Genomic DNA, 13,488 nt, shown 5'->3' on the forward strand with positions numbered 1-13,488 from the left:
CGATGGACCGCACGAACGCGATGAGCCGCACTCGCCCGCTGAACGGGCGGTGGCGCAGCGCGTGCGCGCGCGTCGTGCTGTGCGCGCTGCTGATCGCCACGCCGCTCGCCGCGCATGCGCTGCCGACCTTCGACGACGTCCACACGCAATGGCGCAGCTCCGACTGGCTGCTGCTGTCCCGCGACGGCGTGCCGTTGCAGCGCACGCGCATCGACAACACCGAGCGGCGCGGCGACTGGGTCGCGCTCCCGGATGTGTCGCCGGCACTGCGCGAAGCGATCGTCGTGTCGGAGGACAAGCGCTTTTACGAGCACAGCGGCATCGACTGGCGCGGTGCGGCGGCGGCCGCATGGGCGAATCTATGGAACACGCGCACGCGCGGTGCATCGACGGTCACGATGCAACTCACAGGGCTGCTCAACGACGATCCGCAACGCTCGGGGCAACGCTCGATCACGCAGAAGGCGAGCCAGGCCGTGAGCGCGCTATGGCTCGAACGCACGTGGCGCAAGGACCAGATTCTCGAGGCGTATCTGAATCTCGTGCCGTTTCGCGGCGAGACGATCGGGCTGTCCGCGCTGTCGATCACGTTGTTCGGCAAAGCGCCGTCCGGCCTCGACGAACGCGAAGCCGCCGTTGCCGCCGCGCTGATTCGCTCGCCGAATGCGTCGTACATGAAGGTCAGCGATCGCGCGTGCCGGATTCTGCGCGACATGAAGGCGCCCGAGCGCTGCGCGAATCTCGCGAGCTTCGTGCAGCTCGCGTTCGCGCGCCCGGCTCCCGCGCTGCTGTCGGTGTCGCCCGACGCGCCCGTGCTCGCGCCGCATTTCGCGCGGCGCATCGCGAGCGAAGCGCATCCGGCGGCGGGCGCGCGCGTCACGAGCACACTCGACGCAAAATTGCAGCGCTTCGCCGGTGACACGCTCACGCGCACGCTCATCGAACTCAACGCGCCTGCGCATCCGCGCAACGTGCACGATGGCGCCGTCGTCGTGCTCGACAACGCGACGGGCGACGTGCTCGCGTGGGTCGGATCGTCGGGTGGACTGTCGGGTGCGCGCGATGTCGATGCCGTGCTCGCGCGCCGCCAGGCCGGCTCGACGCTCAAGCCGTTTCTCTACGCGCAGGCCATCGACGAGCGGCGGCTTACCACCGCTTCGCTGCTCGACGATGCGCCGCTCGATCTCGCGGCGGGCGGCGGCCTCTATATTCCGCAAAACTACGACAAGGACTTCAAGGGCTGGGTGAGCGTGCGCACGGCGCTCGGCTCGTCGCTGAACGTGCCCGCTGTGCGCACGCTCGTGATGGTCACGCCGCATCGCTTCGCGAAAACGCTCACCGCGCTCGGCCTGCCGCTTTCGCAAAGCGGCGACTACTACGGCTATTCGCTCGCGCTCGGCAGCGCGGACGTGACACTGCTGTCGCTGACCAATGCGTATCGCGCGCTCGCCAACGGCGGCTTCGCCACGCCGACTTTCGATGCGCCACGTCATCCGCCTGCATCGAACCCACGTGAGCCTGCCGCGAAGCAACGCGTCTTCACCGCCGATGCGAGCTACGTCATCACGACCGTGCTGTCGGACAACAACGCGCGCACGCGCACGTTCGGCTTCGACAGTCCACTGGCGACGCGCTTCTTTTCCGCCGTCAAGACGGGCACCAGCAAGGACATGCGCGACAACTGGACGATCGGCTACACGTCGCGCTATACGGTCGGCGTGTGGGTCGGCAATGCCGACGGACAGCCGATGTGGGACGTATCCGGCGTAACGGGCGCGGCGCCCGTCTGGGCGGCCATCGTCGGCTATCTGCATCGGCGCGTGCCGAGCGTCGCGCCGCGCGCGCCCGCCGGCGTCGTGCAGACGCGCGTGACCTTCGACCGGAACATCGAGCCCGCGCGCAACGAATGGTTCGTGAGCGGCACGGAATCGTCCGTGATCGGACTCGCCGCGAATGCCAGCAATACGAACGACGCGCGAGCCGTCTCGCGGACGCCGCGTTCAACGGCGCTGGTGCGGGCGTCGAGCGGTTCGGACAGGTCGTCATCGAACGGAGCGCCGCGCATCGGCTCGCCGACAGACGGCACGCTCTTCGCGCTCGATCCCGACATTCCCGCCGCGCGTCAGCGCATCGTGTTCGAGCGCGCGAGCGGTTCGTCCGCGAGCAGCACCTGGCGTCTCGACGGCCGGTCGCTCGGGCGGGACGAACGCGTGCTGTGGCTGCCCTGGCCCGGCCGTCACGTGCTGGAACTCGTCGGCGCGGACGGATCGAGCGCAGATTCGGTGCGTTTCGAAGTACGCGGCGCGACGGCGCGTGGCCCTGCGAAACCGGGCACAAGCAAGACGGGCACGACTGAAGCGAACTCGACTGGAGCAAACACGACTGGAGCAAGCACGACGGCGCAACGAACAGCGAGTCCCGGCCCCGCCCTATCCTCCGTCAAACTCCCCTGACATCCGTACACGACGTCAGCCCCGCGAGTGGGCAAAAGCTTTAAATTTGGTGCGGGCCGATTGTGTTGTCACGGACGCACCGGTATAAATCGGCCGTTTCGCGCAACGTCGCGCGCCGTTCGGCGAAAGAGAACAGTAAATGTTCTATGCTTGAACGCAGTGCTCGCTAACGTGAATGCGTCGTCCGTTCCGGCTACCTGTTTGCCCTCAATGGAGTGATTGCCATGTTGAAAAAGCTGTTGATGCTTTGCGCCGTGCTGATGCTGTCGTTGTCGGCGGGATTCGCGTCCGCCGTCGAAGTCAATACCGCCGACCAGGCGGCGCTCGAATCGGTCAAGGGCATCGGCCCCGTCCATGCGAAAGCGATTATCGATGAACGCACGAAGAATGGCCCGTTCAAGAATGCCGACGACCTCGCGAATCGCGTCAAGGGCATCGGCGAGAAGTCGGTGAAGAATCTCGAAGCTGCGGGCCTGACGATCAACGGCTCTTCCACGCCGCCGACGGGCGCAACCTCCACGCCTGCCGCGACGACGTCGAAGCCGACGGCTGCGCCCGCAACGACTGCGCAAACCCCGCCTTCCGCGCCGGCCGAAGCCGCATCGGGCACGAAGGCCTCGAAGTCGAAGAAGAAGAGCAAGGCGGACGCCGCCGCGGCATCGGCGCCTGCTGCTACGGCGGCATCCGCGCCTGCGATGGCGTCGGATATGCCCGCCTCGAAGTCGAAGAAATCGAAGAAAAGCAAGGCCGCGTCCGCTGCGTCGGGCGTATAAGGACTCGAATCGGGACGCACTTCGCTACGCGTCCGATGGCCTCACTGCTTCAGGTCCCGCGTCTGTCAAGACTGTCGGTGCCGCGCTCGCGTGGCGTTTCCGGCGTTTCATTACCCGTCGGCGCACGCTTTCACGAGCGTCGCGCCGGCCTCTACAGAGAGATTGTCATGAGCCTACTCGACACCCTCGGTTCTATGCTCGGCGGCGGCAATTCGCCAGAAGGCGGCGGCCAGCAGGCGCTGATCGCCGCTGCACTCGAATTCATCAACAACCAGCCGGGCGGCCTGAACGGGCTGATCCAGCGCTTCCAGCAAAACGGCGCGGGCGACATCATCAACTCGTGGGTCAGCAACGGCGAGAACCAGCCGATCGCCGCCGACGCGCTGCATAACGTGCTCGGCTCGGAAGCCGTGACGAACATCGCGTCGAAGGCCGGCGTCGAACCGTCGGCGGTGACGGGCCTGCTGTCGCAAGTTCTGCCGCACGTCGTCAACGCCGCGACGCCGAACGGCGAAGTGCCCGCCGACGGCAAGATCGACACGGGCGGCCTCGCGGGTGCGCTCGGCTCGCTGGGCGCGCTGGCCGGCCTGTTCGGCGGCAACAAGAACGCGTGAACGCATCACTTTTGCACCAGTTCTGCGCCGCTTTTGCGTCGCTTTTGCATTGCTTCGACATGCGTAGCGCCTGAAGCGCCGCGCGCAAAAAACAAAAAGGCAACGAATCGCTTCGTTGCCTCTTTGCTTTTTTGTTTTCTTGCTTTCGATCGGAAGCGGATGCGCCCGTTGTCAGCGCATCCGTTCCCGTGCGGTTTAGTGCACTACCCGCTCGAATACGAGCTTGCCGTTCTCCACCTCGACGGGGATCACGTCCTTCGGCCCGAACTTGCCGGCCAGAATCAGCTTCGCGACCGGGTTCTCGATCTCCTGCTGGATCGCGCGCTTCAAAGGCCGCGCCCCGAACAGCGGGTCGTAGCCGACCTTGCCGATCAACTCCAGCGCCGCATCCGAGACGACCAGTTGCATGTCGAGCTTCGCGAGCCGGTCGTGCACGCGTTCGAGCTGGATCTTCGCGATCGACTGGATGTTGTCGCGGCCGAGCGCATGGAACACGACGACGTCGTCGATCCGGTTCAGGAACTCCGGCCGGAAGTGCAGCTTCACTTCTTCCCAGACAGCATCCTTCACGGCTTCCTGTGACTCGCCGACCATCGCCTGGATCACCTGCGAGCCGAGGTTCGACGTCATCACGATCACCGTGTTCTTGAAGTCCACGGTGCGGCCTTGGCCATCCGTCATCCGGCCGTCGTCGAGCACCTGCAGCAGCACGTTGAAGACGTCCGGGTGCGCCTTCTCGATCTCGTCGAGCAGGATCACGCTGTACGGCTTGCGGCGCACCGCTTCCGTCAGATAGCCGCCTTCTTCGTAGCCGACATAACCGGGCGGCGCGCCGATCAAACGCGCGACGCTGTGCTTCTCCATGAACTCGCTCATGTCAATGCGGATCAGATGATCTTCCGCGTCGAACAGGAAGGCCGCGAGCGCCTTGCACAACTCGGTCTTGCCGACGCCCGTCGGCCCGAGGAACAGGAACGACCCATACGGACGGTTCGGGTCCGAAAGCCCGGCACGCGAACGGCGGATCGCATCCGCAACCGCGCTGATCGCCTCGTTCTGGCCGACCACGCGCTCATGCAGCTTCGATTCGATCTGCAGCAGCTTCTCGCGCTCGCCCTGCATCATGCGCGACACGGGAATGCCCGTCGCGCGCGACACGACTTCCGCGATTTCCTCGGCGCCGACCTGCGTGCGCAAGAGGCGCGGACGCGTCGGATTGTTCTGCTCCTGCGCCTCGGCCTGCGTGACCTGCTTCAGTTGCGCCTCGAGCTGCGGCAGCTTGCCGTACTGCAGTTCAGCGACCTTTTCCAGCTTGCCTTCGCGTTGCAGACGCGTGATTTCCGCGCGCGTCTTCTCGATCTCTTCTTTCAGTTGCGCGCTGCCCTGCACAGCCGCTTTTTCCGCCGTCCAGATTTCTTCGAGATCCGAATATTCGCGGTCGAGCCGCTCGATTTCTTCCTCGATCAGTTGCAGGCGCTTCTGCGACGCTTCGTCCTTCTCCTTCTTGACGGCTTCGCGCTCGATCTTCAGCTGGATGCGCCGGCGGTCGAGCCTGTCCATCTCCTCGGGCTTCGAGTCGATTTCCATCTTGATCTTCGACGCCGCTTCGTCGATCAGATCGATGGCCTTGTCCGGCAGGAAGCGATCCGTGATGTAGCGATGCGACAGTTCCGCCGCCGCGACGATTGCCGGGTCGGTGATGTCGACGCCGTGGTGCAGTTCATAACGCTCCTGCAAGCCGCGCAGGATCGCGATGGTCGCTTCGACTGTCGGCTCGTCGACGAGCACTTTCTGGAAGCGGCGCTCCAGCGCGGCATCCTTTTCGATGTACTTGCGATATTCGTCGAGCGTGGTCGCGCCGACGCAATGCAGTTCGCCGCGCGACAGCGCCGGCTTCAGCATGTTGCCCGCGTCCATCGCGCCTTCGGCCTTGCCCGCGCCGACCATCGTGTGAATCTCGTCGATGAAGACGATGGTCTGCCCTTCGTCCTTCGCGATGTCGTTCAGCACGGCCTTCAGACGCTCTTCGAACTCGCCGCGGTATTTCGCGCCCGCGAGCAGCGCGGCCATGTCGAGCGACAGCACGCGCTTGCCCTTGAGCGTTTCCGGCACTTCGCCGTTGACGATGCGCTGCGCGAGACCTTCGACGATCGCCGTCTTGCCGACGCCCGGCTCGCCGATCAGCACCGGATTGTTCTTGGTCCGGCGTTGGAGGATCTGAATCGAACGGCGGATTTCGTCGTCACGGCCGATGACAGGATCGAGCTTGCCTGCACGGGCGCGCTCGGTCAGATCGATCGTGTATTTCTTCAGTGCTTCGCGCTGGCTTTCGGCGTCCTGGCTGTGCACCTGCGAGCCGCCGCGCACCGCGACGATGGCCGCTTCCAGCGACTTGCGCGACAGCCCATGCTCGCGCGCGAGACGGCCGGCTTCGCCCTTGTCGTCGGCGACGGCGAGCAGGAACATTTCGCTTGCGATGTAGGTGTCGTTGAGCTTCTGTGCTTCCTTGTCGGCCTGGTTCAACAGACCCGTGAGGTCACGGCCGATCTGCACGTTGCCGTCCGTCCCCTGGACTTGCGGCAAACGCGTGATCGCGTCGTTCAACGCCGTTTGCAGCGCCTGGACATGGACGCCGGCGCGCGACAGCAGCGAACGCGCCGAGCCGTCCTGTTGCGCGACGAGAGCGGCGAGAAGGTGAACGGGCTCGATGTACTGATTGTCATGGCCGACGGCAAGGCTTTGCGCGTCGGCCAGCGCTTCCTGGAATTTAGTGGTGAGTTTGTCGATTCTCATCAAGAGACCTCCAATTTCGATTACCACCAAAATGAGGCGTTTTAGGCAGGTTTCAAGCGCTTTTTTGCATCAGGGAGAGAGAATTCGCGCGGCAGCCGCGCTATCGCGTCCGGCCCGGGACACAGCGCAGTTTAGCGCCGCGACCAGCACGGGGAAAGCGAAGGCGGGAGATGGCGGGCAGCGGCTCGCGGCAGGCGCCGGCAAACGGCGCGAGCCCGCCCGCGAGCCGTTCATACGCGCAGAGTACGAGCGCGAACGACGGCCACACCGGCGGCCGGTCGTGCGGTCGGCTCAGGTGCCCGTCGGCACGGCGGGTGTGATGGGCACGATCGGCACGACGGTCGCCGACGGCTTGAGCCCCAGCAGTGACATCAGCGGCGATGCCGGCTCGGCGATATCGCGGATCGTAAAGCCGTCAAGTTCGCGGAAAAACGCTTCGCGCGCAGCTTCGAGCACGCTCTTCAGACGGCATTGCGACTGAATGACACATTCGCGATGCGCCGCCGGATCGCTGCCGTTGAAACAGCTGACCAGCGTGAAGTCGCTCTCGGCTGCGCGCACCACCTCGCCGATGGTCAGCGCCGACGAATGCTCGAACAGCCGCAGACCGCCGTTGCGCCCGCGCACGGTCTCGACCCAGCCGAGTTCCGCAAGCCGCTGAACCACCTTCATCAGATGATTCTTCGATATGCCGTACGCGTCCGATATGTCCTGGATCGTCGCAAGTCCTTCGGGACGGACTGCGAGGTAAAGCAACACGCGCAGTGAGTAATCGGTATAGTCTGTCAGTCTCATTGAAAGGCAAGTCGCGACGGGGATCACGTGCGGAATGTTCACGCCTCCCCATAAACGCCGGTACTGCAGCGCGCAATAGCATGCGTCGAAAACGCATCTTATTGCCGCGTTTATCTCGTTATTTCGCGTAACTATAAACGCTAACTTTCGTTTGAAGCGCACTTTTTTCTGACTTTAGATGAGCACGCCCAACGTTTGCGACGGGATTGTGTGAGCTTCGTGTCGGAGCGCTTGCCGCGTCTCACTTATTTGACCTATGAAGTCCGAAATGTCTTCCACTATTCCCGCGGCCGAACGTCTCGCCACGCGCTACGCCGAACCGGATGAAGAGAACATCCGCGAACTGGTCTACGCGTTCTACGACCGCGTGCGCGCCGACGCGCTGCTCGGTCCCGTGTTCGAAGAGAAGCTGGCGGGCCGCTGGGACGAGCATCTGCCGAAGATGTGCGTGTTCTGGGGATCGCTGGTTCTCGGCGCGAAGCAATATCGCGGCAACGTGCAGCAGGCGCACATGCCGCTCGCCGGCGTCGAGCCGCGGCACTTCAGCCACTGGCTCTATCTGTTTCTCGATACGGTCGAATCGCGCTATGAACCGGCCGCCGCCGTGCGTTTCATGGAGCCGGCGCTGCGCATCGCACAAAGCTTGCAGTTGAGCCGCTTTGGCTGGGACTATCAGATTCCCGCCGAACAGCAGGCGCTGCTGGAGCGCGTCGCGCCGCGCCGTCGTCCGCGCGAAGAGCACGAGGCGGAACATGCGCGGCCGCGCGGCGAGCCGTTTCCGGCCAGAATCATCGGCAAATCGCGCGACGGCGATTGAGCCGGACTTCCGAGCGACGGCGATTGAGCCGGGCTTCGCTCAATCCGCCTTTGAGTTCGCCGACGCCAGCCCCCATCGCGCGAGCGCTTCGTCATCGGTGACACGCGCATCGACCCAGCGCTCGCCGCTTTCCGTCTTTTCCTTCTTCCAGAACGGCGCCTGGGTCTTCAGGTAGTCCATCACGAATTCGCACGACGCGAACGCGTTCGCGCGATGCTTCGACGTCGTCGCGACGAGCACGATCTGATCGAGCGGCATCAGCTTGCCGACGCGGTGCACGATCAGCACATCGGTGCCGGGCCAGCGCTCGCGAGCGGCGTCGACGATCGCTTCGAGCGACTTTTCCGTCATGCCCGGATAGTGCTCGAGCTCCATCGTCTCGACGGCTTCGCCTTCGTTGATGTCGCGCACCGTGCCGACGAAGCACGCCACCGCGCCGACCTTCGGATTCTGCGCGCGCAATGCGGCGACTTCCGCCGTCAGGTCGAAGTCTTCTGTCTGAACGCGGACCGTCATCGTTCGTCCTCCCGCCTCTTTGGCCTGATTCAATGGCCCTGTTCAGCCGCCCGTCACGGGCGGAAAGAACGCGACTTCGCAGCCTTCGGTGATGCGCGTGCCCGCGTCCGTCATCACGTGGTTGCACGCCATGCGCAGCGCGCGGCCTTCCGCGAGCGTCTCGGCCCACGCGCCGCCGCGCACGCGCAGCCAGGCGCGCACGTCGCCGACCGTCGCGATGCCTTCGGGCACGTCCACGGATTCGTCTGAGCGGCCGAGCGCTTCGCGCACACTCGCAAAATATTTCAACTGGATCTTCATTCTCGGTAGCGGCCCGATAACGGCCGCGCTCAGTTCAGCAATTCGGAAAACGGGATGAAGCGCACGGTCTCGCCGGCGCTGATCACATGATTCGGCGGATTGTCGATCAGGCCGTCGCCCCAGACCGTCGACGTCAGCACCGCCGAACTCTGGTTCGGGAACAGATCGAGACCGCCCGCGGCGTTCACGCGCGCGCGCAGGAATTCGTTGCGGCGGTCGCCCTTGTGTTGCGTGAAGTCGGCGCGCAGCGACAGCGCGCGCGGCGTCACCGTCCGCACGCCCGCGAGGCGCAGCAGGAACGGCCGCACAAACAGCAGAAACGTGACGAACGTCGACACGGGATTGCCCGGCAGGCCGATGAAGAACGTCTCGCTCGCCGCGCCCGATGCACCGGATGCGCCCGCCCCACCCGCCGCCGCGCTTTCGCCCTGCGCCGACGCGCGGCGAATCGCGCCGAACGCGAGCGGCTTGCCCGGCTTCATCGCGATCTGCCACATCGACAGGCGCCCTTCGGCCTCGACGGCGGGCTTCACGTGGTCTTCCTCGCCCACCGACACGCCGCCGCACGTCAGGATCAGATCGTGCGCCTGCGCGGCGTCGCGCAGCGTTTGCCGCGTCGCGTCGAGCTTGTCGGGAACGATGCCGAAATCGGTGACTTCGCAGCCGAGCTTCTGCAGCAGGCCCGTCAGCGTGAAGCGGTTCGAGTTGTAGATCGCGCCGGGCTTGAGCGGCTCGCCGGGCATCGTCAGTTCGTCGCCCGTGAAGAACACGGCGACTTTCACACGGCGCACGACCTCGAGATTCGCGCATCCAACGGACGCCGCAAGCCCCAGCGCCTGCGGCGTGAGCCGCGTGCCGGCGGGCAGGATCGTCGCGCCCTTGCGGATGTCGGCGCCCTGCTGCGTGATCCATTCGCCCGCTTTCGGCGTATGCAGGATCGCCACGTCGTCGCCGGCCGCTTCCGTTTGCTCCTGCATCACAATCGCGTCGGCGCCGGGCGGCACCGTCGCACCCGTGAAGATGCGCGCCGCCGTGCCTTCCGCGAGCGGCTGCGGCGCATGGCCCGCCGGAATGCGCTGCGAGATCGGCAAGCGCCGTTCGCCTTGCGACAGCTCGGCGACACGCACCGCATAGCCGTCCATCGCGCTCGTGCTCATCGGCGGGACGTCGAGCGGCGAGATCACGTCGGCGGCGAGCACGCGGTTGGTCGCATCGAGTGTCGGCAGCGTTTCGGTGCCGACGATCTGCACGGCGGCGCCGAGCAGCGTCGCGAGCGCGTCGGCCGTCGACAGCATCGGCGCGCGCGGCGCGGACTGCGCAGGCGTCGAAGACGTAGGTGTGGGCATCGATCGGAAAGGAAGCGATTCGAAAAGAATCATTGTAACGGGCGCGGCCGCGTCGCGTTGATGGGCGATTTTGTCCGGGACGTGACGAATGGCTGCGGGATGGTTGCGCGGATCGGCACGCGCCGCAAAACAAAACGGCGCACGTCGATGAACGTGCGCCGTCTGTGTGACCGGGCGCTATGGAGCTGGTGGTCGCACCATAGCACCCCGCACCCGCTCAAGCCCCCGTATGCGCCGCGACGAAGTCCTTCACACGCTGCGCGTCGTTCGGCAGCACTTCGAAGCGCTGCGGCAGGTCTTCGAGCCCGCTGAACGCCGCGGGACGCTCCGGCTCGCGCTCCAGCGCCTCGCGGATCGTCTCGCCGAACTTGATCGGCTGCGCCGTCTCCAGCACGATCATCGGAATGCCCGCCTGCAGGTGCTCGCGCGCGACCTTCACGCCGTCGGCCGTGTGCGTGTCGATCATCGTGTCGTAGCGCTGGAACACGTCGCGAATCGTCTCGACGCGGTCGTCGTGGCTGCTGCGCCCCGACACGAAGCCGAACGCCTGCACGCGCGCGAAATCGCCGCTCGCCTGCAGATCGAAGCCGCCCTTTTCTTCGACGTCGCGGAACAGTTGCAGCACGCGCTTCGGATCGCGGCCGAGCAGATCGAACACGAAGCGCTCGAAATTCGACGCCTTCGAGATGTCCATGCTCGGGCTGCTCGTGTGATACGTCTCCGACGACCTGCGCACGCGGTAAATGCCCGTGCGGAAGAATTCGTCGAGCACGTCGTTCTCGTTCGTCGCGACGACGAGCTTTTCGATGGGCAGCCCCATCATCCGCGCGATGTGCCCCGCGCAGACGTTGCCGAAGTTGCCCGACGGCACCGTGAACGACACGCGTTCGTCGTTGCGCTTCGTGGCCGCGAAGTAGCCCTTGAAGTAGTACACGACCTGCGCGACGACGCGTGCCCAGTTGATCGAATTGACCGTGCCGATCTTCTGCTGCGCCTTGAACGCGTGATCGTTCGACACGGCCTTGACGATGTCCTGGCAATCGTCGAACACGCCGTCGATCGCCACGTTGAAGATGTTCGGGTCTTGCAGGCTGTACATCTGCGCCGTCTGGAACGCGCTCATCTTCTTGTGCGGCGACAGCATGAAGACGCGAATGCCCTTCTTGCCGCGCATCGCGTATTCGGCGGCGCTGCCCGTATCGCCCGACGTCGCGCCGAGAATGTTCAGCGTTTCGCCGTGCCTCGCGAGCGTGTACTCGAACAGGTTGCCGAGCAGTTGCATCGCCATGTCCTTGAACGCGAGCGTCGGACCGTTCGACAGTTCGAGCAGCGACAGCGGCGCGCCGTCTTCGACGCCGAGCGTCTTCAGCGGCGTGATCTGTGCGGCGTTCTCTTCGTCGCGCACGTTGCAGTACACCTGCGCGGTGTACGTGCGGCGCGTCAGCTCGCGCAAGTCTTCGACGGGAATGTCGTCGCTGAACTTGCGCAGGATCTCGAACGCGAGATCGGCGTACGGCAGCGCGCGCCAGCGCGCGAGTTCATCCGCTGATACCTGCGGATATTCGGCCGGCAGATACAGGCCGCCATCCTTCGCGAGACCGCCGAGCAGGATGTCGGAGAACGTGTGGCGCTCGCCGATGCCGGCGCCGCGCGTGGAAATGTAGTTCATGAGCTTGCCTCGTTGCGAGTGTGCGTGTCGTGCGTCGTGTGCTTTGCGTGCGTCAGTTCAGCGCTTCCATGCGCAGCTTCGTCACCTTCGACACGACCGTCTTCAACGCCTCGATATTCGCGATCGCCGCGTTGACGTTCTTCTCGACCGTCTCATGCGTGATCAGGATGATGTCGGTCTCGCCCTTCTTCGACACGTCGACCTGCTCCGATTCCTTTTGCAGCAGCGCATCGATCGAAATGCCCGTGTCCGCGAGGATGCGCGTGATGTCGGCCAGCACGCCCGTCACGTCGGCGACACGCAGACGCAGGTAGTAGCCGCTCGTCACTTCGTCGATGGGCAGGATCGGCGTGCTCGACAGACGGTCCGGCTGGAACGCCAGATGCGGCACGCGGTGCTCGGGGTCGGCCGTGTGCAGGCGCGTCACGTCGACGAGATCGGCGACCACGGCGGACGCCGTCGGCTCCGCGCCCGCGCCCTTGCCGTAGTACAGCGTCGTGCCGACGGCGTCGCCGTGCACGACGACCGCGTTCATCGCGCCTTCGACGTTCGCGAGCAGGCGTTTCCCGGGGATCAGCGTCGGATGCACGCGCAGCTCGATGCCTTTGTCGCTGCGCCGCGTGATGCCGAGCAGCTTGATCCGGTAGCCCAGTTCTTCCGCGTACCGGATGTCGATCGCGGCGAGCTTGCTGATGCCTTCGACGTAGGCCTTGTCGAACTGCACGGGCACGCCGAACGCGATCGCGCTCATGATGGTCGCCTTGTGCGCGGCGTCGACGCCTTCGATGTCGAAGGTCGGGTCCGCTTCCGCGTAGCCGAGTTCCTGCGCGGCCTTGAGCGCCGTCGCGAAGTCGAGGCCGCGGTCGCGCATCTCCGACAGGATGTAGTTCGTCGTGCCGTTGATGATGCCCGCGATGTACTGGATACGATTGGCCGTGAGGCCCTCGCGCAGCGCCTTGATGATCGGGATGCCGCCCGCGACAGCCGCTTCGAACGCGACCATCACGCCGTTCGCGCGCGCCGCCTCGAAGATTTCCGTGCCGTGCACGGCGAGCAGCGCCTTGTTGGCCGTCACGACGTGCTTGCCGTTGTTGATCGCGCGCAGCACGAGATCGCGCGCGATGCCCGTGCCGCCGATCATTTCCGCGACGATGGCGATCGACGGATCGTCGACGACCGAGCCGAAGTCGTCAGTGACCGCGACCGTGCCCGCCTCGCCGCCGAGCGCCGCCGTGGCCTTCGCGGGATTGCGCACGGCAATGCGCGCGATCTCGATGCCGCGGCCCGCGCGTCGGTTGATTTCTTCCTGGTTGCGGCGCAGTACCGTGAAGGTGCCGCTGCCTACCGTGCCGAAGCCCAGCAGTCCAACTTTGATCGGTTCCATGCAGCGTGTGTGTCTAGTGAGAGAGTGG

General features: G+C 65.2%; 11 protein-coding genes. 4 read left to right on the plus strand and 7 right to left on the minus strand.

The annotated features are described in order from the left end of the window. The first annotated feature begins 20 nt into the window (after positions 1-20). The 3 genes from pbpC to VSR68_RS21350 all read left to right on the plus strand — a co-directional run bounded on the left by pbpC (position 21) and on the right by VSR68_RS21350 (position 3,840). Positions 21-2,453 (plus strand): penicillin-binding protein 1C, encoded by a 2,433-nt coding sequence (gene pbpC, locus VSR68_RS21340; RefSeq protein ID WP_342941793.1) that lies wholly within the window; start codon positions 21-23, stop codon positions 2,451-2,453. 224 nt (positions 2,454-2,677) lie between these two features. Beyond that, positions 2,678-3,226 carry a ComEA family DNA-binding protein gene (locus VSR68_RS21345; RefSeq protein ID WP_342941729.1) on the plus strand — a complete coding sequence of 183 codons (549 nt, stop codon included), beginning with the start codon at positions 2,678-2,680 and terminating at the stop codon, positions 3,224-3,226. 167 nt (positions 3,227-3,393) lie between these two features. Continuing rightward, entirely contained in the window at positions 3,394-3,840 is a 447-nt protein-coding gene (locus VSR68_RS21350; protein WP_342941730.1) for a YidB family protein, read from the plus strand. A gap of 195 nt (positions 3,841-4,035) precedes the next feature. Here VSR68_RS21350 and clpB read toward each other — a convergent pair whose 3' ends face one another. After that, positions 4,036-6,633, minus strand: a complete 2,598-nt coding sequence (gene clpB / locus VSR68_RS21355) for an ATP-dependent chaperone ClpB (protein WP_342941731.1) — start codon at positions 6,631-6,633, stop codon at positions 4,036-4,038. Between the two features lie 291 nt (positions 6,634-6,924). Beyond that, the gene (locus VSR68_RS21360) at positions 6,925-7,428 is read right to left on the minus strand and encodes an Rrf2 family transcriptional regulator (RefSeq protein WP_342941732.1); all 504 of its coding nucleotides are present in this window, start codon (positions 7,426-7,428) and stop codon (positions 6,925-6,927) included. Positions 7,429-7,696: 268 nt separating this feature from the next. Between VSR68_RS21360 and VSR68_RS21365 the strand changes: the two genes are divergently transcribed. Continuing rightward, on the plus strand, positions 7,697-8,245 hold the full coding sequence (locus tag VSR68_RS21365) for a group III truncated hemoglobin (protein WP_342941733.1): 549 nt from the start codon (positions 7,697-7,699) through the stop codon (positions 8,243-8,245). A gap of 39 nt (positions 8,246-8,284) precedes the next feature. Here the strand turns inward: VSR68_RS21365 and moaE are convergent, their stop codons facing one another. The 5 genes from moaE to VSR68_RS21390 form a co-directional block, all read right to left on the minus strand. Next, on the minus strand, positions 8,285-8,761 hold the full coding sequence (gene moaE, locus VSR68_RS21370; protein ID WP_342941734.1) for a molybdopterin synthase catalytic subunit MoaE: 477 nt from the start codon (positions 8,759-8,761) through the stop codon (positions 8,285-8,287). A 42-nt stretch (positions 8,762-8,803) separates the two neighbouring features. Then, positions 8,804-9,061 carry a molybdopterin converting factor subunit 1 gene (moaD, locus tag VSR68_RS21375; protein WP_342941735.1) on the minus strand — a complete coding sequence of 86 codons (258 nt, stop codon included), beginning with the start codon at positions 9,059-9,061 and terminating at the stop codon, positions 8,804-8,806. A gap of 29 nt (positions 9,062-9,090) precedes the next feature. Next, entirely contained in the window at positions 9,091-10,356 is a 1,266-nt protein-coding gene (locus VSR68_RS21380; protein WP_342941794.1) for a molybdopterin-binding protein, read from the minus strand. Positions 10,357-10,624: 268 nt separating this feature from the next. Beyond that, positions 10,625-12,076, minus strand: coding sequence for a threonine synthase (gene thrC, locus VSR68_RS21385; RefSeq protein WP_342941736.1), 1,452 nt, complete (start codon positions 12,074-12,076; stop codon positions 10,625-10,627). A gap of 52 nt (positions 12,077-12,128) precedes the next feature. Beyond that, entirely contained in the window at positions 12,129-13,460 is a 1,332-nt protein-coding gene (locus VSR68_RS21390) for a homoserine dehydrogenase (protein WP_342941737.1), read from the minus strand. Positions 13,461-13,488: the final 28 nt, after the last annotated feature.

Origin of the sequence: Paraburkholderia phymatum, from assembly GCF_038900715.1 — a bacterium.
In the GTDB taxonomy this organism is placed as follows: domain Bacteria; phylum Pseudomonadota; class Gammaproteobacteria; order Burkholderiales; family Burkholderiaceae; genus Paraburkholderia; species Paraburkholderia phymatum_A.

What these genes read in the sequence shown, in the direction of transcription:
- pbpC (WP_342941793.1), top strand. Translation starts at nt 21, where the DNA reads ATGAGCCGCACTCGCCCGCTGAACGGGCGGTGGCGCAGCGCGTGCGCG.
- VSR68_RS21345 (WP_342941729.1), top strand. Translation starts at nt 2,678, where the DNA reads ATGTTGAAAAAGCTGTTGATGCTTTGCGCCGTGCTGATGCTGTCGTTG.
- VSR68_RS21350 (WP_342941730.1), top strand. Translation starts at nt 3,394, where the DNA reads ATGAGCCTACTCGACACCCTCGGTTCTATGCTCGGCGGCGGCAATTCG.
- clpB (WP_342941731.1), bottom strand. Translation starts at nt 6,633, where the DNA reads ATGAGAATCGACAAACTCACCACTAAATTCCAGGAAGCGCTGGCCGAC.
- VSR68_RS21360 (WP_342941732.1), bottom strand. Translation starts at nt 7,428, where the DNA reads ATGAGACTGACAGACTATACCGATTACTCACTGCGCGTGTTGCTTTAC.
- VSR68_RS21365 (WP_342941733.1), top strand. Translation starts at nt 7,697, where the DNA reads ATGTCTTCCACTATTCCCGCGGCCGAACGTCTCGCCACGCGCTACGCC.
- moaE (WP_342941734.1), bottom strand. Translation starts at nt 8,761, where the DNA reads ATGACGGTCCGCGTTCAGACAGAAGACTTCGACCTGACGGCGGAAGTC.
- moaD (WP_342941735.1), bottom strand. Translation starts at nt 9,061, where the DNA reads ATGAAGATCCAGTTGAAATATTTTGCGAGTGTGCGCGAAGCGCTCGGC.
- VSR68_RS21380 (WP_342941794.1), bottom strand. Translation starts at nt 10,356, where the DNA reads ATGCTGTCGACGGCCGACGCGCTCGCGACGCTGCTCGGCGCCGCCGTG.
- thrC (WP_342941736.1), bottom strand. Translation starts at nt 12,076, where the DNA reads ATGAACTACATTTCCACGCGCGGCGCCGGCATCGGCGAGCGCCACACG.
- VSR68_RS21390 (WP_342941737.1), bottom strand. Translation starts at nt 13,460, where the DNA reads ATGGAACCGATCAAAGTTGGACTGCTGGGCTTCGGCACGGTAGGCAGC.